This window comes from Microbacterium sp. ARD32, assembly GCF_031844385.1.
In the GTDB taxonomy this organism is placed as follows: domain Bacteria; phylum Actinomycetota; class Actinomycetes; order Actinomycetales; family Microbacteriaceae; genus Microbacterium.
The window spans coordinates 202,882-223,632 of sequence record NZ_JAUZVD010000001.1; the positions used below are offsets into that span (position 1 = coordinate 202,882).

Genomic DNA, 20,751 nt, shown 5'->3' on the forward strand with positions numbered 1-20,751 from the left:
CGACCCGATCTCTGCGGCTACTCTGATCGAGAGCGAGCAGTCGAGACGGAGAGGGGGCGCACGGTGAGCTGGTTGGAGGCCTGGCCGTGGTGGGCCGTCATCGGCTACCTGGTGATCGACGTGACCGTGCGCGTGGTCTCCATCATCGTCGTGCCGCGCAACCGGCGCCCCACCGCGGCGATGGCATGGCTGCTGGCCATCTTCCTGATCCCCGTCCTCGGCGCGCTGCTGTTCCTGCTGATCGGCAATCCCAAGCTGCCGCGCGCGCGTCGGCGCAAGCAGGAGCAGGTGAACGCTTACATCGCCGAGACCGCCAGCCACTTGAACTTCGGATCGCTTCGGCCGAACGCCCCCGAATGGTTCCCCCCGCTGGTGGCGATGAACCAGCGTCTGGGGGCGCTGCCGCTGTCCGGCGGCAACGACGCGCACCTGATCAGCGACTATCAGGAGTCGCTGGATGCGATGGCCGACGCCATGCGGCAGGCCGAGCACTACGTGCACGTGGAGTTCTACATCCTGCAGAGCGACGCCTCCACCGACGACTTCTTCCGCGCCATGGAGGAGGTCGCCGCCCGCGGCATCCCGGTGCGGGTGCTGCTGGACTACTGGGCCAACCGCTGGAAGCCGCGGTATCGCGAGACGCTGCGGCGGCTGGATGCCATGGGCGCCGACTGGCACCTGATGCTGCCGATCCAGCCGCTGCGCGGACGATTCCAGCGGCCCGACCTGCGCAACCACCGCAAGCTCGTCGTCGTGGACGGCACCGTCGGGTTCGTCGGCTCGCAGAACGTGACGGACTCGTCGTACAACCTGCCCAGGAACATCAAGCGCGGGCTGCACTGGGTCGACCTGATGGTGCGGGTGCAGGGACCGGTCGTCGCGAGCCTGAACGCCGTGTTCCTGAGCGACTACTACGCGGAGACGGATCAGGTGCCCGACGCCGGCGACCTCACCCACGTGGAGCTCGGCGACGGGGAACTGGGGTGCCAGATCGTGCCGTCGGGGCCCGGGTTCGAGGTGGAGAACAACCTGCGGCTGTTCCTGGGACTGCTGTACGCGGCGCAGGAGCGGATCATGATCGTCAGCCCGTACTTCGTGCCCGACGAGGCGCTGCTGCTGGCGGTCACCGCCGCCGTCGACCGGGGTGTGCAGGTGGAGCTCTTCGTGTCGGAGCAGGGCGACCAGGCCGTCGTCTACCACGCGCAGCGCAGCTACTACGAGGCGCTGCTGCGCGCCGGCATCCGCATCTGGATGTACCCCAAGCCGTACATCCTGCACACCAAGAGCCTCACGATCGATGAGCAGGTCGCGGTGATCGGGTCGAGCAACATGGACATGCGCTCGTTCGGTCTGAACATGGAGGTGTCCATGCTCGTGCGCGGTGAGGAGTTCGTCGACGAGGTGCGCATCGTGGAAGACGAGTACCGCTCGCTCAGCCGCGAGCTGACCCTGGAGGAGTGGAACAAGCAGCCGCTGCGCTCCACCGTGCTCGACAACCTCGCCCGCCTCACCTCGGCCCTGCAGTAAAGCGTTCGCGGGTAAGCGTTCGCGGGTCCTGAATTGCGCCCTCCGTGCTCGCGAGGCGGCCTTTCGGGCCCCGCGACACGCGCGGGTGCGCTCGACCTGAATCTCGCCGGTCCCGGATCGTCGCCTCATGACGCGCGAGGCAGCAAAGTGGGACCCGCGAAGCGCGCGTCCGATGCGCGCAGCGAGAGGGGTGGATGCTGATTGCGAGACGCCCCGAGATCGCGGACACTGAGGGTATGAGCCGCTCGCGACTCCGCTTCGCTCCCGTCATGCTCGCCCTCGCCGCCGTGGCGCTGCTGGCGTCCGGGTGCTCGGCGACTCCGGCATCCCCGGTGCCGACCAGCACGCCCTCGCCGCGCGAGCATCGCAGCACCGAACCGGGCGATCTCTACGCCGCATGGCTCGACGGCGGGCGCATGATCGGCATCGTGACATGGGGTTCGTCGACGCCGACCTGTCAGCCGTTCGTGCAGGCGTCCTCAGCTGACGGACAGGACATCTCCGTCGAGCTGACGTATCCGCCGGAGGCGAGTGACGGATGCAACAGTGACCTGCGCCTGCTCGCCCACGTCATCGGCGTCGCGGACGGTGTCGACGCGAGCCGCGACGTGCGGATCAGCATCCGCGACGGCGACGAGTCGGGCTCCGCGGCGCTTGCCGGCTTTGCAGACCAGGAGACCGGAGTGCCGGATCAGGCTCCGACGGCCGGCTGGTTCGCCGACGACGGCATCCTGCTGCTGACGTACGGATCGAGTTCGTGCCCGCCGGAGGTCGACGAAGTGGAGCGCACGGATGCCGGCGCCACAGTGCGCTTCGCGAGTCGCGACCGCATGTGCACGATGGATCTGGCCCCGCGCGTGACTCCGATCGTGCTGCCCGACCCTGTCGACCGCGACGTCGCGTTCGTGCTGACGCTGCAGGGCGACAACCTCGACGGTGAGGTGCGCGTGCGCGGCTGACCCGTGCCCGGGCGCGCACGGCCTTTCGTGGCCCAGCCCGCGTGCTCCAGCCCGCATGCTCGCGGGGCGCATATGGTCGCCTGGCCGCACGGGAGCCCGTGACCTGGGACCCGCGACGCGCCCGGGTGCGCCGAATGTGGGTTTGGTGGGGCCCGTATGGCTGGCTCGCGGCGTACGAGGCAGCAAGGTGGGACCCGCGAAGAGCAGCAAGGTGGGACCCACGAAGAGCAGCAAAGTGGGACCCGCGAAGAGGCGCCGTGGCACGAGAGGGCGCGCAGCGCGCTAGAAGCGCGAGACGTCGTGGCCGGCAGGGAGCACGATGCTCAGAGCGCCCTGCTCGATGCGGCACAGCATCCGCACCGCCGTGCCGAGCTCGTCGCCGTCGAGCTCGATCGAAGTGGGCGCCGCCATCGCAGCCTCCGCCGACCGCGCGCGCAGGTAGCGGATCGAGGCGCTGCGCCCGCGCCGCTCCAGCGCGAGTCGTCCCGCGCGCGTGCGGCGCAGCACCGAGTTGTCCCACCAGATCTTGCGCCAGATCCCCAGCCAGCCCAGCGGCCCGGTCGGCTGGATGACGGCGACATCCATCGTGCCGTCGTCGAGCGAGGCATCCGGCATCAGCGCGATTCCGGCGGGCAGTGCGCCGCAGTTCGCGAACAGCATGCTGTGCACCTTGACCGTGTGCAGCCGCCCGTCGTCGAGCTGATACACCACGCGGAACGGCGTCGCGCGCGGCAGCGACCGGGCCGCACCGTCGAGGTACGCGACCCAGCCGACCGACCTCTTCAGGTCGGGCCGGGTGTTCGCGATCATGTCGGCATCCAGACCCATGCCCGCGAGCACGACGAAGCCGTGCTCGCTCTGCACGCCGTCCTCGCGCGTGAGGGTTGCCCAGCCGATGTCGACCGGATGCGTGAACCCGGTGAACACGGCATCCATCACCCGCTCGGGCGCCAGCAGCGGCAGCCCGAGGTTGCGCGCGAAGAGGTTGCCAGTGCCGCTGGGCACGACCGCGAACGGGATGCCGGTGCCGGCCATCGCCTCGGATACCGACCGCACCGTGCCGTCGCCGCCCGCGGCGAGCACGGCGGCCGCACCCTCTTCGATCGCGGTGCGCGTCACGCCCCGTCCCGGGTCGTCGACGCTGGTCTCGTAGATGCGCGGCGGATCCCACCCGTGTTCGTGGGACGACGCCAGCAGCGCGCTGCGCAGTCGCTGGGCGTCGGCCTTGACGGGATTGAGCACGAGTGCCGCGTGGCTGCGCTCGCTCCCGGATGCCGACATGACGCAACTCTAAGGCCGAACGCGGGCGGTCCCGTGCTCGGGGCCGTTCGCGGGTCCCGAATCGCGGTGCGCGGGTCGCTCCCGCCCGCTCGCGGGTCCCGAATCGCGGCATCCCGCCGGTGGATGCCGCAATTCGGGCCCCGCCAACGCGACACCGCCCAGCCCCGGATCAGCCCTGGGGGCCCGTGCGGGCGCTGCCGGCGCCGTCGATAGACTTGAGCGATGATCGATCTCACCCTCCTCCGCGACGAGCCCGAGCTCGTCCGTCGTTCACAGCTCGCGCGCGGCAACGCGCCCGAGACCGTCGACGTCGCGATCGAGGCCGACCGATCGCGCCGCGATGCGCTGAACGCTTTCGAAGCCCTCCGCGCCGAGCAGAACGCTTTCGGCAAGACCGTCGCGAAGGCCCCGAAGGACGAGAAGGCGGCACTGGTCGTGCAGGCCAAGGACCTGGCCGAGCGGGTCAAAGCCGCGCAGCAGGCGTCGAACGAGGCGGCGGATGCGGCAGCATCCGCTCTCGCGAAGATCGAGAACATCATCATCGACGGCGTCCCCGCCGGCGGCGAGGAGGACTTCGTCGAGCTGCGTCGCGTCGGCGACGTGCCGACCTTCGATTTCGAACCGCGCGACCACCTGGAGCTCGGCGAGCTGCTGGGCGCCATCGACATGGAGCGCGGCGTGAAGGTCTCCGGATCCCGCTTCTACTTCCTCAAGGGCATCGGCGCGCGGCTGGAGATCGCGCTGATGAACCTGGCGCTCGACAAGGCGCTGCAGAACGGGTTCACGCCCATGATCGTCCCGACGCTGGTGCGGCCCGAGATCATGCAGGGCACGGGGTTCCTGGGCGAGCACGCGGACGAGGTGTACCACCTCGACAAGGAGGACCTCTATCTGGTCGGCACCAGCGAAGTGCCGCTGGCCGGCTATCACAAGGACGAGATCCTCGACCTGACCGGCGGAGCGCAGCGCTACGCCGGCTGGTCCACCTGCTACCGCAGCGAGGCCGGCTCGTACGGCAAGGACACCCGCGGCATCATCCGCGTGCACCAGTTCAACAAGCTGGAGATGTTCGTCTACACCACCCCCGAGGATGCCGAGGCCGAGCACGACCGGCTCGTGGCGCTGCAGGAGGAGATGCTCACCGCGCTCGGCCTGTCGTACCGCGTCATCGACGTGGCCGCGGGGGATCTGGGATCGAGCGCCGCCCGCAAGTTCGACATCGAGGCGTGGGTTCCCACGCAGGGCGCGTTCCGCGAGCTGACCTCCACGTCGAACTGCACCACGTACCAGGCGCGCCGCCTCGACATCCGGTACCGGCCGGAGGAGGGAGCCAAGACAGCGAGCGTCGCCACGCTGAACGGCACCCTGGCGACCACGCGGTGGATCGTCGCGATCCTCGAGACGCATCAGCAGGCCGACGGGTCGGTGACGGTTCCCGAGGTGCTGCGCCCCTACCTGGGTGGAATCGACGTGCTGCGCCCGCTGGGCTGGACCGATCCCGCGCAGGCACCCGCAGAGGCACCCGCGCAGGTCGAGGAGTGACCCCGCGCGGCCTGGTCGGGCTGGACATCGACGGGACGATCCTGCTGCAGGACGAGACCCTCAGCCCCGGGGTGGTGGAGGCGATCGCGCAGGTGCGCGACGCCGGCTACGAGACGATGCTGGCAACCGGGCGCAGCTGGGCGGGCACGCGCCGCTATGTGGAGCAGCTCGAGCTGACCTCGGAGTTCACGGTGTGCTCCAACGGCGCGGTCATCATGCGCCGGGTCGACGACGAGTGGGTGCGCTGGCGCGTGGAGGTGTTCGACGCGAAGCCCGTGCTCGGACTGCTGCGCGACCGGCTGCCCGAGGCGCGATACATGGTGGAGCTCGCGTCGGGACAGCGGCTGTACACCGCCACGATGGACGACTGGACGCTGGATGGCGGGCGTGAGGTGGAGTTCGACGAGCTCGCCGCGCAGCCCGTCTCGCGGGTGGTCGTGGTCTCGCCCGAGCACGATGAAGCGGACTTCCAGCGCCTGGTCGCCGAGGCGGGGCTCAACGAGGTCTCCTACGCGATCGGGTGGACGGCGTGGCTCGACATCGCCCCGCTCGGCGTGGACAAGGGCACCGCGCTGGAGCGCGTGCGTGCCGAGCTCGGCATCCCGCGCGATCGCGTGCTGGTCGCCGGCGACGGACGCAACGACCTGGGGATGTTCGCCTGGTCGCTCGCCGAAGGCGGGCGCGCGGTGGCGATGGGCCAGGCTCCCGACGAGGTGAAGGATGCCGCGGGCGAGCAGACCGCCGTGGTGGACGACGGCGGCCTCGCGATCGCCCTGCGCACCCTGCTCTGAGCCGGGCGCGGCCACCTGCTCCCCAGTGGTTCCCCAGGTGAGCGCGGCAGAATGGCGGATGCCGACCATCGGCATCCTGCGGGAACCGATAGACTCGACGCCTGATCGTCCGGTGCGAACCGGGATCGGGAGGGTTGTCCGAGCGGCCGATGGAGCTGGTCTTGAAAACCAGTGGGCAGCGATGTCCCGTGGGTTCGAATCCCACACCCTCCGCTTCTGTTCGTGAAAGGCACTGAGTGAGCGAGTCCCGCAGTCGACGCACTCCCATCGCGCGTCATGGTCAGCTGCGCTCGCCTGGCGCGACCGGGCAGCTGCTCAAGCTGATCGGAATGGCCATGGCCGTCGTGCTGGTCAGCGGTCTCGGCGTGGCCGGCTTCGTGTTCGGCGGGATGCTGAACACGGTGAGCGCCAACGCGGTGGAGATCGACGGAGGCAAGGAGCTGCCGCCGGACATCTCTGCTCTGGAGGGCGGCTTCGACGTCCTGCTCACCGGCGTCGACACCTGCGAGCCGAAGTACGCGAAGCTGTTCGAGGACCGCTGCACCGGCCCGGATTCCGAGGGCACCCTCAACGACGTCAACCTGCTCGTGCACGTGTCGGACGCGCCGCGCCGTGTGACGGTCGTGAGCTTTCCGCGCGACCTGATGATCCCGATCCCGTCCTGCACGGATGCCGGCGGCCGCACCTATTCGGCCATGAGCAAGGCGCAGCTCAACATCGCCTACGAGCACGGTGGGGAGAAGGGCGGCCTGAACTGCGTCGCCAAGACCGTCTCGAGCCTGGTCGGTGACGAAGACATCGAGTTCGCCGCGAAGGTCACCTTCGGCGGTGTGATCGAGATCACGAACGCCATCGGCGGTGTGGATGTGTGCCTGGCCAACCCGATCAGGGACAGCTACACGGGTCTGGATATGAAGGCCGGCGACTACACGATCGAGGGCCTGCAGGCGCTGCAGTTCCTGCGCACCAGGCACGGCGTCGGCGATGGCAGCGACCTGGGCCGCATCAGCAACCAGCAGCAGTACATGTCGAGCCTGGTGCGCAAGCTGCTCAGCGGCGAGGTGCTCGGCAACGTCGGCACCATGCTGAAGCTGGCCGACGTGGGGCTGAGTAATCTCGAAGCATCCACGTCGCTGGCCAACCCGATGACGATCGCGCAGATCGCGCTCGCCGTGAAGGACGTGCAGCCCGAGGACTTCGTGTTCGTGCAGTATCCGGTGGTCGACGACCCTGCCGACAAGAACCGTGTGGTGCCCGACCAGCGCTCGGCGACGATCCTGTGGGACGCCATCAAGGCCAACAAGCCGCTGCAGATCACGCACGAGAACACCGACAAAGACGGTGTTGTCGTCAAGGAGCCGGCAGACGGCGAGACCGCACCGACGCCGGGTGCGACGGATGCGCCGTCGGATGCCGTGGAGCTGCCCAGCTCGGTCAAGGGCACGTCGGCCGCGCAGGTGACCTGCTCGAACGGCAACGTGCGTCGCTGAGTGCCTCGGTTCTCCGCTGAGCCCGCTCGGTTCGCCGCACCGCCGCCGACCGGTTATGATTGCATGACGTGCTCGATCGCGGTCGAGCACCTGGAGACGTCGCATAGTCAGGCCTAGTGCACCACCCTGCTAAGGTGGAGTCCTCGCAAGGGGACCGAGGGTTCAAATCCCTCCGTCTCCGCCATTGTCCTGAGTCGCGACATCGTTTACGAATGTGTCGCGGCTCGGGACCTTTTTCGTTGCTGGGGTGTTGACGAGTGACGGGGTGTTGGTGAGTCGGGTCATCGTTGACGGCGGTGGTCAAGGTTTTCGACGCTGCGCCACAGGCGTCAGTTCGCCTCGCAGCGCGGGTCTCATCCCGCACCGCCTGACCGATCGGGTCATGCCCGTGGTGCGCGAGAACGCGGGGCGACGCCGTCTGGTCCTTCCTGCTCGTAGCGGCGCACGAGGGTGTGCACCCATTGGCGGGTGACGCCGTAGCGGGTGGCGGCTTCGGCGTGGGTGAGGCCCTGGTCGGTGACGGCACGGACGATGACGAGGTTCTTCGGTTTCACCCGTCAACGATGACGCGACTCACCGGTCAACGATCACGACCCGGATCCGCGCGATCACCTGTCAACGATGTCGTGAATCTCAACACCTCCGTCTTCGCCATGTCCTGAGCCGCGACATAGTTTACGAACTGGTCGCGGCTCAGGATCTTTTCGTGGGTTTGACACCCCGTGCACCCGCACCTCGGGGCTGCCTAGGCCGTGAGTCGAGCGAGATGGAAAGTGCCGGGTCCAGGGGTCGCGAACCAGTCACTTTCCATCCGCTCGATGGTGGGTGATATGGAAAGTGTCGGGTAGGACGCCCACGTACCGACGCTTTCCATCTCGCCCAGAAGATCGCAGAAGTGACAGTCGTTCGATCGCAAACACGATAGTCGCCGGTCATGGCCTACCGGGAACGCATCGCGCCGGTCGGACCACCGGGTGCCGAGCGAGATGGAAAGTGCCTGGTCCACATGCCGCGGACCAGACGCTTTCCATCTCGCCCGCACTCAGCGCGGCTCGAACCGCACCGGTTCCTGACTGGCGGTGACGATCTCGCGCAGCCGCTCCAGCGTCGCAGGGGCGTCGCCCGCGGCGCGCGCCTGGATCAGTACGTTCCCGAGCGCGGTCGCCTCGACGGGGCCGGCGAGCACCGGCAGTCCGGTGCGGTCGGCGGTCGCCTGGCACAGCAGGCGGTTCAGCGAGCCGCCGCCGACCAGGTGGATGCTGTCGATCTCACGTCCGGACAGCTCGGATGCTGTGCGGACGGCATCCGCGAACGCCTGAGCGATCGACTCCACGATGCTGCGGGCGAAGGCCGCTCGCGAGGTCGGCGCGTCCGCGCCGCGCAGCGCGGCGATGCGGGCTGGCATGCCACCCGGCGCGCTGAGCGACGGGTCGTTCGCGTCGAACAGCGGCGTCTCGCCACCGGTATCCGCTGCCTGCGCCAGCAGCTCCGGCAGGTCGATCGCCTCTCCGTCCTCCTGCTCCCAGGCGCGCACGGTCTCGCTGAGCAGCCAGAGGCCGGTGACGTTGTGCAGGAAGCGGATGCGGCCGTCCACGCCGAGCTCGTTGGTGAAGTTCGCCTCGCGCGCGGCATCCGTCACGACCGGCCCGGGCAGCTCCAGCCCGACCAGCCCCCACGTTCCGCAGGAGATGTACGCGGAGTGCGGTGAGGACAGCGGAGCGGCGACGACCGCGGATGCCGTGTCGTGCGAACCCACGGCGATGACGGGCAGCTCCGCCCCGATGCGCTGAGCGAGCTCGGGGCTGAGCGTGCCGATCACGGTTCCCGGATCGACGAGCTCGGGAAGGACGCCGACCGGGATGCCGAGCCGCTCGGCGAGCTCGAGGTCCCACTCCGAGGTGTGCACGTCCAGCAGGCCGGTCGTGGACGCGTTCGTCCGCTCTGCGACCCGCCGGCCGGTCAGCAGGAACGCGATGAGGTCGGAGATCAGCAGTGCAGCATCCGCCTGCACGATATGCCCGTCGATCCGGTACTGGTACAGGGTGTTGAACGGCAGGAACTGCAGGCCGTTGCGGCGGTACAGCTGGTCGAACGGGATGATCTCGTGCACCTCGTCCACGCCGCGTCCGGTGCGCGCATCGCGGTAGTGGAACGGCTCCGCCACCAGCTCTCCGTCGCGCAGCAGCCCGTAGTCCACTGCCCACGAGTCGATGCCGATGCTCCGGATGCCCGGCTCACGGCGCACCGCCTCGGCGAGCCCCTCGACGACGTTCTCGAAGAGCGCGCCGAAGTCCCAGTGCAGTCCGTCCGCCCTTTCGACCGGGCCGTTGGGGAAGCGCGAGACCGGCTCGAGCTCGACGCGATCGTCGTGCACGCGTCCGATCATCACGCGGCCGCTGGTGGCCCCCAGGTCGACCGCTGCGAAGGCGCTGACGGCGCTCATCCCAGGCATCCGATCGTCGAGAGCACGACATCTCGTCGGGCGCACCGGACGTTCACGCGAACCTCCCGTGCGTTCGGCGAGATCCCGTGCTGTCGACGCGTAGCGCTCATCGCAGGAACGCGGCGGCCACGCCGGAGTCGACGGGGATGTGCAGACCGGTGGTGCGAGAGAGCTCGGGGCCGGTCAGCACGTACACGGCATCCGCGACGTTCTCGGGAACGACCTCGCGCTTGAGGATCGTGCGGTTCGCATAGAACTGACCCAGGTCCTCTTCGGCGACGCCGTAGGTGGCGGCGCGGTTGGCGCCCCAGCCTGAGGCGAAGATGCCCGAGCCGCGCACGACGCCGTCGGGGTTGATGCCGTTCACGCGGATGCCGTGCTCGCCGAGCTCCACCGCCAGCAGACGCACCTGGTGCGCCTGATCGGCCTTGGTCGCCGAGTAGGCGATGTTGTCCGGGCCGGCGAAGACGGAGTTCTTCGAGGAGATGTAGATGATGTCGCCGCCGAGCTTCTGCTCGATGAGCACCTTCGCGGCGGTCTTCGAGACCAGGAACGAGCCCTTGGCCATCACATCGTGCTGCAGGTTCCAGTCCTTCTCGGTGGTCTCCAGCAGCGGCTTCGACAGCGACAGTCCGGCGTTGTTCACCACCAGATCCACGCCGCCGAAGGCGAGCACGGCTTCGTCGAGCGCCGCCTGCACGGCATCCGCATCCGCGACGTTCGCCGCGACGCCGATCGCGACATCCGTGTTCCCGAGTGCGGCCGCGGCGGCCTGTGCCTTCTCCAGGTCGAGGTCAGCGACGACCACGCACGCGCCCTCGGCGGCCAGGCGGGTCGCGATCGCCTTGCCGATGCCGGATGCCGCGCCCGTCACGAACGCGATGCGGCCCTGGTGGCTCTTCGGCTTCGGCATCCGCTGCAGCTTGGCCTCTTCCAGCGCCCAGTACTCGATGCGGAACTTCTCTGCGTCCGAGATGGGGGAGTAGGTCGACAGCGCCTCGGCGCCGCGCATGACATTGATCGCGTTGACGTAGAACTCGCCGGCCACCCGCGCGATCTGCTTGTTCGCGCCGTAGGAGAACATGCCCACGCCGGGGATCAGCACGATCAGCGGGTCGGCGCCGCGGATCGCGGGGGATGCAGGCTGGGTCGCTGAGCCTGTCGAAGCGTGCGCATCGTAGTAGGCCTGGTAGTCGGCGCGGTACTCGGCGTGCAGCTCGTGCAGGCGGGCGATCTGCTCGTCCACCGACGCGGTCGCCGGCAGGTCGAGGATCAGCGGCTTGACCTTGGTGCGCAGGAAGTGATCGGGGCAGCTGGTGCCGAGGGCGGCCAGCGCGGGTGCCTTCTCGGACGCCAGGAAGTCGGTGACCACGGCGGCGTCCGTGAAATGCCCGACCATGGGCTTGTCGGTGGATGCGATGCCGCGGACGGTCGCGGCGAGGGCCGCTGCGCGGGCCCGGCGCTCCGCATCCGGCAATGCCTCGAAGCCCGGGCGGATGCCGCCGAAGGGCTGCTCCTTGCCGTTCGACGCGATGTACGCGGCGGCGGTGTCGATGATCCACAGCGAGTTCTTCTCGGACTCCTCCGAGGTGTCGCCCCAGGCGGTGATGCCGTGTCCGCCGAGGATGCAGCCCACGGCATCCGGGTTCTGCTTCTTGATCTCGGCGATGTCGAGACCGAGCTGGAAGCCGGGGCGGCGCCACGGCACCCACGCGACCTTGTCGCCGAAGATCTTCGCGGTCAGCTCCGGGCCGTCGGCGGCGGTCGCGATCGCGATGCCGCTGTCGGGGTGCAGGTGGTCGACGTGCGCGGCATCCACGAGCCCGTGCATGGCGGTGTCGATCGACGGAGCTGCACCGCCCTTGCCGTGCAGGCAATAGTCGAAGACGGCGACCATCTCATCCTCGCGGTCCGCGCCCGGGTAGACGTCGACGAGCGCGCGCATGCGGTCCAGGCGCAGCACGGCGAGGCCCTGCTCCTTCAGGGTGCCGAGGTCTCCGCCGGAGCCCTTCACCCACAGCAGCTCCACCGGCTGCCCGGTGACCGGATCGGTCTCCGTGCCCTTCGCGGACGTGTTCCCGCCGGCGTAGTTGGTGTTCTTCGGGTCGGCACCCAGTCGGTTCGAGCGCGCGAGCAGCGCGGCGACGGTGGGATTGGTCATGTCGGTGTCCTTAACTCGTGTTCTCGTTATCCCCGTCTATATGGCACAGAATGCCGGAATCGGGTGTGAATAGCGCCCATATGTGCCAAATAGACGGGGGAAGCGGGGGATCGGGGGTCAGGCGCCCCAGCCCGCCTGCACGCCGCCGACGCGATCGGCGGCGATCTGGGAGAGGTAGCCGGATGCCGCGAATGCGGCCATCGGGTCGGCGGGGAGCCCGCGTGATTCGCGCCATTCTGCGAGCGCGGGACGCACGTCGGTGTAGAACGCATCCATGAAGACGGCGTTCGCGGCCAGTACGTCGTTCGACGACTGCGCCTTCGCCAGAGCCTCGCGGTCCACCAGCAAGGCGCGGGCGGTCATCTCCTGCACGTTCAGCACCGAGCGGATCTGGCCGGGGATCTTGTCCTCGATGTTGTGGCACTGGTCGAGCATGAAGGCGACGTCGGGGTTGTTCAGGCCGCCGCCGCGCACCACCTCGAAGATGATGCGGAACAGCTGGAACGGGTCGGCCGCGCCCACGATCAGGTCGTCGTCGGCGTAGAAGCGCGAGTTGAAGTCGAACGAGCCGAGCCTGCCCAGGCGCAGCAGCTGCATGACGATGAACTCGATGTTGGTGCCGGGTGCGTGGTGGCCGGTGTCCAGGCAGACCATCGCCTTCTCTCCCAGCGCCGCCACCTGCGCGTACGACGTTCCCCAGTCCGGAACGTCGGTGTGGTAGAACGACGGCTCGAAGAACTTGTACTCCAGCACCAGGCGCTGCTCGTCGCCGAGCGCGGCGTAGATGGTGGCCAGCGAGTCGTGCAGCCGGTCCTGGCGCGCGCGCATGTCGGCCTGGCCGGGATAGTTCGAGCCCTCGGCCAGCCAGATCTTCAGGTCGCGGCTGCCGGTGGCATCCATCACCTCGATGCACGCGAGGTGGTGATCAATCGCCTTCTGCCGGATGCGGTCGTCCTCATGCGTCAACGCGCCGAACTTGTAATCCTCGTCCTGGAAGGTGTTCGAGTTGATGGTTCCCAGCCGCACGCCCAGGTCCTCGGCGTGCGTGCGCAGGTCGCCGAAGTCGCACATGTCCCACGGGATGTGCAGGGCCACGCTGGGTGCGAGCCCGGTGTGCTTGTGCACCTGGGCGGCATCGGAGATCTTCTCGAAGGGATCGCGCGGCGTGCCGGGCGTGCCGAACACGCGGAACCGGGTGCCGGAGTTCCCGAACGCCCAGGACGGCAGCTCGATCGACTGCTTCTCGAGCTCGGTCAGGATGTCGGGGGAGAGGATGCTCATGATTCGGTGCTTTCTGCTGCGGCGAGCTGTGTTTCGAGGTTGAAGACTTCGGTGAGCGGTGTGGCGGCCTGATCCGGCCGCCCGTCGAGGTCGACGAAGAAGCGGGCCATCTCGGCCTCCCAGCGGCCGGCGACCTCGGATGCCGCGAGGTAGGCCTGCGCGGCGGCATCGTCGTCGGTCTCGTAGTAGCCGATGAGCCGGCCGCCCTCGCCGAGGAACAGAGAGTAGTTGCGGCGTCCGGATGCGGCGATCTCAGCGAGCATCTCCGGCCAGACCGGCGTGTGTCGCGCGACGTACTCGTCGAGCAGCTCGGGACGCACCTGCAGCTGGAAGGCGACACGGGTGGGAGACGTCATCGTGCGGCTCCTGTCGATGTCCGGGAATCTCGATACTAAAGAATGAATCGTTTCATGCTCATGATTCGACTCTAGGCTTAGCGGTGACGGATGTCAACGACGCTCGAGCCATGGTTCGGGGAAGGAACACGCATGGCCGTGGGCGTGAAGGAGGTCGCAGCCGCGGCCGGGGTGTCCGTCGGCACCGTCTCGAATGTGCTGAACCGGCCCGACCGGGTGCCGGAGGGCACGGTTCAGCGCGTGCAGCAGGCCATCGACCAGCTGGGTTTCGTGCGCAACGACGCGGCCCGTCAGCTGCGCGCCGGGCGCAGTCGCAGCATCGGGCTGGTGGTGCCCGACATCGGCAACCCGTTCTTCGCCGAGGTCGCACGCGGTGCGGAGGACCGGGCGGCGGATGCCGGGATGACAGTGCTCCTGGGCAACAGTGACGAGAACGACGCGCGCCAGGGCGCGCACCTGGCGCTGTTCCAGGAGCAGCGGGTGAACGGCGTGCTGCTCACCCCGGCGTCGGACGATCTGGCGTCGCTGCGCCGGTTCACGGATGCCGGGATGCCGATCGTGCTCGTGGACCACGAAGCGGAGGAGGGCGCCCTCGCGTCCGTGGCGGTCGACGACAGGGAGGGCGGGAGGCTCGCGGTCTCGCACCTGCTGCAGGCGGGTCGCCGCCGGATCGCCTACGTCAGCGGCCCTCGCACGGTGCGGCAGGTGGCGCAGCGGCTGCGCGGCGCCGAGGATGCGGTGGCCGCCGTACCGGATGCGGTGCTCGAGGTGATCGAGCAGCCGTCGCTGACGGTGCTGCAGGGACGCGCGGCGGGCGAGCAGCTGGCCGCTCGCGCGGCGGAGGATCGTCCGGATGCCGTCTTCGCCGCCAACGACCTGCTCGCGGTCGGGCTGCTGCAGGCGTTCAGCTTCGGCTCGGGCATCCGCGTTCCCGAGGACATCGCGATGGTCGGCTACGACGACATCGACTTCGCGTCGGCGACGGTCGTGCCGCTCAGCTCGGTGCGTCAGCCCGCCCGGCTGCTGGGATGGACGGGCGTGGACCTGCTGCTGAAGGAGCTGGGCGGTGCCACCCAGGACGGTGACGACCACGATCGGCGCATCCGATTCCAGCCGGAGCTGGTCGCGAGGGACTCCAGCGGCGGCTGAGTTCTATCGTTCCCGCCGCGCCGGACGACGGCGAGTGCCCGTCACCGACCGCTGATGTGCTCCCGCAGGCAAGCGACGCGGTCGTCGATGGCTCGACCCACGAGCTTCTGCTCTGATTCCGGCACACCATAGCGCTGCGCGAGTCCTCGCCATTGCTCAACGGCCGACAGCACCTTGCCGACGCGCGCCTTGGCCTCGTCACCCGAGATCCTCATGGTCGACGCGAGCTCCGCCAGCCCCGCCGCTTCCTCGTCGCTGCCCGTGGCGCCTGCGATGGACGTGGAGCGGTCCTCGGCGAGGTCGGGGTTCGGGTTCACATCGAACACAGGGCTGAAGCGCCAGCCTCCGGGTGCTGCGAGGAATCCGTGATTTCGGAGGTGATCGTCGGTGTTGTGGAGCGCGATGCTCAGCACTACTCGGTCGAAGAGCTCGCGATGGTCTTCGCGAAGGGCAGCGGAGAGGTCCCGAAGATGCTCCGCGATCTCCACGTAGTCTCCGGACGCTCCGTCGACCTCTTCGAGCATGGTCATCGCGCTGATGTAGCCGATGCGCTGAGCCTCGGCGACGGGGCCGGATCGATCGAATCGGGAAAGGAGGAGGACGTGGCGCTCTCCCACCTTCACGAGGCTTCGGCCCGGAGCGCTGATTCCGGCGTTCTCTGCGATGTCCAGCGCGATGCACTCCCACGCCATGACATCTCGCCGGTCGCCGCTGTGGGGGAACTTCGCGATCCCCAACGTGCCGTCAGCCAGCTGCACCGCCGCTTTCGGCCGTGCGCCTCCGAGCGATGCTGTGCCCGCAGCCAGGAGCTTCTTGTAAGCAGTGGCGTCCTCGCCATCAGCTGCGACCTCGTCGCTTGCGCGCAGCAGTTCCGGCAGCGCGACGAGCCTCGGGACATCGGTGCGGGGTGAGAGCATCTCGTCGCTTCCGGGGCGCGAGTAGCGCAGTGCGCCCTGGCGTGTCTCATCGTTCACGCCGAGGAGGAAGTCAACCTCGTCCAGCGATCTCGCGCGGCGTCCTTCTTCAGCCGCGAGCTGGCGCTCGCGTCGGGCGAGGAGGTTGCGTCCCCACCTGTCCGGTGCACTGTCGCTGAACGCCCCGGGAAGTCGCTGCAAGTACTGGTTGCCGGAGAACAGCTGCAAGCCAGGATCGATCGGGGTATTGTCGCGCCCGCGGAGGTAGGCGGAGTCGTAGGTGAAAGTCGTCGTCACGCCCCTGCGCTCCCGAGTGAAATGCGCGGTTCCGGCGATGGTGGAGTTTCCGCCCTGGTGGACATGTACGACTATGTCGGTCATCGCACGCGCTTCCGATGGATGAGCTCGGAACGTGCTCGGCCGATATCCGTGCGGAGCGGATCGATGCTGTCAACCAGCGAGTCGAGGATGCCCAAGGCGCGAGCCACCTGAAGTGCGGACTCGAGCCGCACTCCGCCGTCACCCCGCTCCAGGTTGCGCAGAGTCGTCAGGGAGATGTCAGCGCGCTCGCTGACCTGCCGTGCCGTCAGGCCTTGCACCATGCGCCACGCTCGCAGGTGCGCGCCGAAGGTCGACTGCTGTCGCGTGATGTCGTATGGCATGATCAGCCTGCTTTCTAATGCCAGAATAATATCACTTACCGAAGTTAAGTGGCATCTTCCTGGCATTAGTGCTGCGTGCACGACTCCCGCATCGCGCTCTGCCCTCTCGGGTACCCTCGAAGCCATGGTGAACGCGACGACGCAGCCCGCCAGACGTGAGGCATTCGGATCCCGCAACGTCTTCATTCTCTCCGCCATCGGCTCGGCGGTCGGCCTCGGCAACATCTGGCGCTTCCCGTATGTCGCCTACGAGGGCGGCGGTGGGGCCTTCCTCATCCCCTACCTCTGCGCGCTGCTGACCGCCGGCATCCCGCTGCTCTTCTTCGACTACGCGATCGGGCACCGGTTCCGCGGCTCGTCGCCGCTGGCGTTCCGCCGCATGCATCGCGCTGCCGAGCCGCTGGGCTGGTGGCAGGTGCTGATCTGCGTGGTGATCGCCACCTACTACGCGGTGATCATCGCCTGGGCGGCGATGTACACCTGGTTCTCGGCGCAGATCACCTGGGGCGCTGGCAACGAGAACGACTTCTTCTTCAGCGACTTCCTGCAGTCCGGCGATGTCGCCAAGGGCGGTGTCTCGACCGACTTCGTGCCACAGGTGGGCTACCCGCTGATCGCGGTCTGGCTGGTCGTGATCGTGATCATGGCCCTGGGCGTCAAGCGGGGCATCGGCCGGGCCAACACGGTGCTCATGCCGCTGCTGACCGTGATGTTCGCCGCTCTCGTGGTGCAGTCGCTGTTCCTGCCGGGGGCGGTCGAGGGGCTGAACGCGTTCTTCACCCCGAACTGGGAGGCACTCGCGGATCCGGCGGTGTGGGCCTCGGCCTACGGGCACATCTTCTTCTCGCTCTCGGTGGCGTTCGGCATCATGGTCACCTACTCCTCGTACCTGAAGCGCAAGACCGACCTCACCGGGTCCGGTCTGGTCGTCGCCTTCGCGAACTCGGGGTTCGAGATCCTCGCCGGGATCGGCGTGTTCGCGGCGCTCGGGTTCATGGCGCAGGCGCAGGGGACGGACGTCGCGGGCGTCGCAGCCGACGGCATCGGGCTGGCCTTCGTCGCCTTCCCGACGATCGTGTCGCAGGCGACGGGCGGATCGATCATCGGCGTGCTCTTCTTCGGTGCGCTGGTGTTCGCCGGCATCACCTCGCTGATCTCGGTGCTCGAGGTGGTGGTCGCAGCCCTGCAGGACAAGCTCGGCTGGCGCCGAGTGCGCACCACCCTGGCCGTGACGATCCCGGTCGCACTGATCTCGATCGCACTGTTCTCCACCACCACCGCGCTGGCCGTGCTCGACACAACGGACGCGTTCGTGAACGCGTTCGGCATCATGGCTGTCGCGCTGGTGGCGGTGATCGTGGTGGCATGGCTGCTGCACCGGCTGCCCGTGCTCCGCGAGCACCTGAACCGCCGTTCGAGCTTCAGAGTCGGCTGGTTCTGGATGCTGCTGGTCGGCGCCGTCGCCCCTCTCGTACTCGGCTATCTGTTCGTCAACGAGCTGATCGCCAAGATCTCCGAACCGTACAGCGGCTACCCGGGCTGGTTCCTGGCGATCTTCGGCTGGGGGATGGTGATCGCCCTGGTGGTGCTCGCGATCCTGCTGTCGCTGCTGCCGTGGAGCCGCCGCTCGCACGCCAAGGACGATCCCGACTACGACGAGTTCCTGGTGCGGGAGAGGTACGAACCGGATGCCGAGACCGGCGCTGTCGGGCTGCCCGGCGCCGCGGAGGGAGCGCGCTCATGACCACCGCCGCCGTCGTGATGATGGTCGTCTCGCTCGTCACCGTGTGGGGCGGGCTGATCGCGGGGATCGTCAACCTCGCCCGGCATCCCGATGCCGCCGAGCCGGAGCCGCCTGCCGAGCTGTGACGCGGTCTCCGGCGCGTTCACCGCGACCTCAGTGCCGCGACATCCACGCCGCGACGCGGGTGATGGTGGGCGCGAACGCGGGTTCGTCCGGCCGGTTCAGGTGGCCGTGGGTCGTGCCGGGCTCGATCGACACGTCGACATCGACGCCGGCATCCTTCAGCGTGCGCGCGAAGTGCTCGCCCGAGACGCGCAGCTCGTCCACCTCGTCGTTGACCATGACGGTCGGCGGGAAGCCGGTCAGGTCTGCCGACGCGGCCAGGCCGGGGATCGCCGAGATCGGCGCGTTCCCCGGATCGCGGCCCAGATAGTTCTCGTACATGCCGTGCACGACGGCAGGGGGGAAGTGGTCGGCGTCCGGGTCGGCGTCCAGCGCCGCCCGCAGTGCGGCATCCGGAGCGGGCTGGACCGCAAGCAGCGTGGGGTAGGCCAGGAAGAGCCCGGTGGGCGGCGGAGCGGATGCCGTGGCGGGGGCGTGCCCCAGCATCCGCAGCACGGCACCGACCACGAGGTTCGCGCCCGCGCTCGCCCCGCCCGCGAACAGGCGCGCGGGGTCGGCGCCGAGTTCGGCGGCGTTGGCGACGAGCCACCGCCACGCGGTGAGGACGTCGTCCGAGCCGGCCGGGAAGCGGTTCCTCCCGTCCACGACGCGCCGATAGTCGACGCTGGCGACGGCCGCGCCGCGCTCTGCGAAGGCGCGGGAGACGGCATCCGCCTCGGGCATATCCAGATCGCCGTGCATGAACCCGCCGCCGTGAGCCCACAGCAGCGCTGAGCCGCGCAGCGGGCCGTCGGCGGCGGGGTAGACGCGGACAAGACCGTCGAGGGCTGCGCGGGGAGGGTGCATGTCTCCCAGAATGCCATCGGTCGGCCGGAAGTGCTGGCCGAGCGTCGCTGTGCAGTGGTTGAATCCACTCATGGGGCGGGAGAGGGCAGCAGGGCTGGAGTCGGTGCGCGTCGCGGAGGCTCTGCGGGAGGACATCATGCTCGGGCGTCGTCAGCCGGGGTCGCGCTTGATCGAGCGGGACATCGCCGCCGAGCTGCAGGTGTCCCGGCTGCCCGTGCGCGAGGCGATCCGAGCGCTCGTCGCGGACGGGATCGTCGTCACCCGGCCGCACAGCGGGGCCGTGGTGCGGGAGTTCTCCGTGCGGAACCTCCAGGACTTCGCCGAGGTGCGCACCGCGGTGGAGACGCTCGCCTTCGAGCTGGCCACGCAGCGCGCCGACGAGGAGGGACTGGCCGGCCTGGAGGCGATCATCGCCGAGGAGGAGGCGTCCGCGGCGAGCGGAGACATCCAGGCGGCGCGGCGGGCGTCGGCGCGGTTCCACGTGACCGCGGTGCACCTGGCCGAGAACGACATGCTCGCTGAACTGGCGGATTCCCTCGTGACGCGGCTGCGGTGGCTGTTCGGGCAGCACGACGAGCTCGCGGACACGGCGGCGTCGCACCGGGAGATCCTGCAGGCGATGCGCGCGCGGGACGTGGATGCGATCAAGACCCTCATTCCGGCGCACCTCGCTGCGGGCAGAGAGGCCGCCGAGGGGCGCCTGCGGGCGCGCCGCGCCGCCGCGGGCTGATTCCTCTCCCAGACGTCGGAGCCTGCCGGTACGCTCGTTGCGGGAGGTTCTCGTGGGACGAACGGCGGATGCCATCGGCGAGGGCGTCGCGATCGCGACGGCGGCGGCGAAGCTGACCGTGAAGAACCAGATCCTGGTGGGGACGATCGCCCGCGGGGGCGTGTTCGAGCTGGAACGCTACCTGGGGGTGGCGCGCGATGCGCTGCTGGCCATGGCCGAGGAGTCCGATGCTGCCGCCGATCTTCTCACCAGGCTGCGCAAGCGGGCCAAGGGGCGTCATTCCGATCCGCACGGCACGCACGACTACCGCGACCGCGACGTGCGCAATCTGCGTCGGCGTGCCAAGCAGTCCGCCGGGGTGGCCGACCGGCTGCGGAAGATGACAGAGGAACCCGACGCGCTGCGCGAGCTCGTCGAAGACGCGCGCGTCGCCGCGTGGGGAGACGTGCGCGGCAACCTCGACCGGCGGCTGCGCGTGGAGGGCATGCGCCCCGACCAGGACCCCGACTACGAGCGCATGCGCGACGCGCGGATGCAGGCCCTCAAGCTCGTCGACCTGCAGGCGCTGTCCTCCGAGCAGCGGGCCCGACGCAAACGGGAGAAGGCGGCCGAGAAGGCGGCAGAGAAGGAGTCCGCGCGCAGCGAGCGGAGCGCCCGTCGCGAGATGCGACACGCGGGGGATGCGTGACCACGTCGAGCGATTTCGCGTCGCGGTGAGCGGTGCTGTAGGCTGGTCCCTGGCCCGCTGAGCG

Annotated in this window: 19 protein-coding genes and 2 tRNA genes; 12 read left to right on the forward strand and 9 right to left on the reverse strand. The window is 68.9% G+C overall.

From position 1 onward, the window contains the following. The first annotated feature begins 72 nt into the window (after positions 1-72). Positions 73-1,527: a cardiolipin synthase gene (gene cls, locus Q9R19_RS00880; RefSeq protein ID WP_311255837.1), complete on the forward strand. Its 1,455-nt coding sequence runs from the start codon at positions 73-75 to the stop codon at positions 1,525-1,527. A gap of 236 nt (positions 1,528-1,763) precedes the next feature. Beyond that, complete coding sequence (locus tag Q9R19_RS00885) at positions 1,764-2,486, forward strand: hypothetical protein (RefSeq protein ID WP_311254467.1); 723 nt, start codon at positions 1,764-1,766, stop codon at positions 2,484-2,486. 282 nt (positions 2,487-2,768) lie between these two features. On the opposite strand, the gene Q9R19_RS00890 is transcribed toward Q9R19_RS00885, so the two are convergent. Beyond that, positions 2,769-3,767 (reverse strand): diacylglycerol kinase family protein, encoded by a 999-nt coding sequence (locus Q9R19_RS00890; RefSeq protein WP_311254468.1) that lies wholly within the window; start codon positions 3,765-3,767, stop codon positions 2,769-2,771. A 222-nt stretch (positions 3,768-3,989) separates the two neighbouring features. On the opposite strand from Q9R19_RS00890, the gene serS reads away from it, so the two are divergent. The 5 genes from serS to Q9R19_RS00915 all read left to right on the forward strand — a co-directional run bounded on the left by serS (position 3,990) and on the right by Q9R19_RS00915 (position 7,774). Then, a complete protein-coding gene (gene serS / locus Q9R19_RS00895) occupies positions 3,990-5,309 on the forward strand; it encodes a serine--tRNA ligase (protein ID WP_311254469.1) in 1,320 nt (439 codons plus the stop codon). Beyond that, positions 5,306-6,100 (forward strand): HAD family hydrolase, encoded by a 795-nt coding sequence (locus Q9R19_RS00900; protein ID WP_311254470.1) that lies wholly within the window; start codon positions 5,306-5,308, stop codon positions 6,098-6,100. The genes serS and Q9R19_RS00900 overlap by 4 nt, the downstream gene beginning before the upstream one ends. A gap of 128 nt (positions 6,101-6,228) precedes the next feature. Next, a tRNA-Ser gene (locus Q9R19_RS00905) sits at positions 6,229-6,313 on the forward strand. 23 nt (positions 6,314-6,336) lie between these two features. After that, positions 6,337-7,590 (forward strand): LCP family protein, encoded by a 1,254-nt coding sequence (locus tag Q9R19_RS00910; RefSeq protein WP_311254471.1) that lies wholly within the window; start codon positions 6,337-6,339, stop codon positions 7,588-7,590. 92 nt (positions 7,591-7,682) lie between these two features. Continuing rightward, positions 7,683-7,774, forward strand: a tRNA-Ser gene (locus Q9R19_RS00915). A 196-nt stretch (positions 7,775-7,970) separates the two neighbouring features. Here the strand turns inward: Q9R19_RS00915 and Q9R19_RS00920 are convergent. The 5 genes from Q9R19_RS00920 to Q9R19_RS00940 all read right to left on the reverse strand — a co-directional run bounded on the left by Q9R19_RS00920 (position 7,971) and on the right by Q9R19_RS00940 (position 13,831). Further along, positions 7,971-8,144 carry a helix-turn-helix domain-containing protein gene (locus tag Q9R19_RS00920; protein ID WP_311254472.1) on the reverse strand — a complete coding sequence of 58 codons (174 nt, stop codon included), beginning with the start codon at positions 8,142-8,144 and terminating at the stop codon, positions 7,971-7,973. 488 nt (positions 8,145-8,632) lie between these two features. After that, positions 8,633-10,033 (reverse strand): rhamnulokinase family protein, encoded by a 1,401-nt coding sequence (locus tag Q9R19_RS00925; protein ID WP_311254473.1) that lies wholly within the window; start codon positions 10,031-10,033, stop codon positions 8,633-8,635. 106 nt (positions 10,034-10,139) lie between these two features. Beyond that, positions 10,140-12,194: a bifunctional aldolase/short-chain dehydrogenase gene (locus Q9R19_RS00930; RefSeq protein WP_311254474.1), complete on the reverse strand. Its 2,055-nt coding sequence runs from the start codon at positions 12,192-12,194 to the stop codon at positions 10,140-10,142. A 117-nt stretch (positions 12,195-12,311) separates the two neighbouring features. Then, on the reverse strand, positions 12,312-13,475 hold the full coding sequence (gene rhaI, locus Q9R19_RS00935) for an L-rhamnose isomerase (protein ID WP_311254475.1): 1,164 nt from the start codon (positions 13,473-13,475) through the stop codon (positions 12,312-12,314). Further along, positions 13,472-13,831 carry an L-rhamnose mutarotase gene (locus tag Q9R19_RS00940; protein ID WP_311254476.1) on the reverse strand — a complete coding sequence of 120 codons (360 nt, stop codon included), beginning with the start codon at positions 13,829-13,831 and terminating at the stop codon, positions 13,472-13,474. The genes rhaI and Q9R19_RS00940 overlap by 4 nt, the downstream gene beginning before the upstream one ends. Positions 13,832-13,963: 132 nt before the next feature. Between Q9R19_RS00940 and Q9R19_RS00945 the strand changes: the two genes are divergently transcribed. Then, positions 13,964-14,980, forward strand: a complete 1,017-nt coding sequence (locus Q9R19_RS00945) for a LacI family DNA-binding transcriptional regulator (RefSeq protein ID WP_311254477.1) — start codon at positions 13,964-13,966, stop codon at positions 14,978-14,980. A 41-nt stretch (positions 14,981-15,021) separates the two neighbouring features. Here Q9R19_RS00945 and Q9R19_RS00950 read toward each other — a convergent pair whose 3' ends face one another. Next, the gene (locus tag Q9R19_RS00950) at positions 15,022-16,275 is read right to left on the reverse strand and encodes a type II toxin-antitoxin system HipA family toxin (protein ID WP_311254478.1); all 1,254 of its coding nucleotides are present in this window, start codon (positions 16,273-16,275) and stop codon (positions 15,022-15,024) included. Further along, a complete protein-coding gene (locus Q9R19_RS00955) occupies positions 16,272-16,556 on the reverse strand; it encodes a helix-turn-helix transcriptional regulator (RefSeq protein WP_311254479.1) in 285 nt (94 codons plus the stop codon). The genes Q9R19_RS00950 and Q9R19_RS00955 overlap by 4 nt, the downstream gene beginning before the upstream one ends. A gap of 124 nt (positions 16,557-16,680) precedes the next feature. Between Q9R19_RS00955 and Q9R19_RS00960 the strand changes: the two genes are divergently transcribed. Both Q9R19_RS00960 and Q9R19_RS00965 read left to right on the forward strand, forming a co-directional pair. Beyond that, complete coding sequence (locus tag Q9R19_RS00960) at positions 16,681-18,300, forward strand: sodium-dependent transporter (RefSeq protein ID WP_311254480.1); 1,620 nt, start codon at positions 16,681-16,683, stop codon at positions 18,298-18,300. Further along, positions 18,297-18,425: a methionine/alanine import family NSS transporter small subunit gene (locus Q9R19_RS00965; RefSeq protein WP_311254481.1), complete on the forward strand. Its 129-nt coding sequence runs from the start codon at positions 18,297-18,299 to the stop codon at positions 18,423-18,425. The genes Q9R19_RS00960 and Q9R19_RS00965 overlap by 4 nt, the downstream gene beginning before the upstream one ends. Before the next feature lie 28 nt (positions 18,426-18,453). On the opposite strand, the gene Q9R19_RS00970 is transcribed toward Q9R19_RS00965, so the two are convergent. Next, positions 18,454-19,269: an alpha/beta hydrolase fold domain-containing protein gene (locus Q9R19_RS00970; RefSeq protein WP_311254482.1), complete on the reverse strand. Its 816-nt coding sequence runs from the start codon at positions 19,267-19,269 to the stop codon at positions 18,454-18,456. Between the two features lie 70 nt (positions 19,270-19,339). Here Q9R19_RS00970 and Q9R19_RS00975 point away from each other — a divergent pair, with 70 nt between their 5' ends. Together Q9R19_RS00975 and Q9R19_RS00980 are read left to right on the forward strand one after the other, a co-directional pair. Then, positions 19,340-19,999: a GntR family transcriptional regulator gene (locus tag Q9R19_RS00975; RefSeq protein WP_311254483.1), complete on the forward strand. Its 660-nt coding sequence runs from the start codon at positions 19,340-19,342 to the stop codon at positions 19,997-19,999. Positions 20,000-20,051: 52 nt separating this feature from the next. Continuing rightward, a complete protein-coding gene (locus Q9R19_RS00980) occupies positions 20,052-20,687 on the forward strand; it encodes an asparagine synthase (RefSeq protein WP_311254484.1) in 636 nt (211 codons plus the stop codon). Positions 20,688-20,751: the final 64 nt, after the last annotated feature.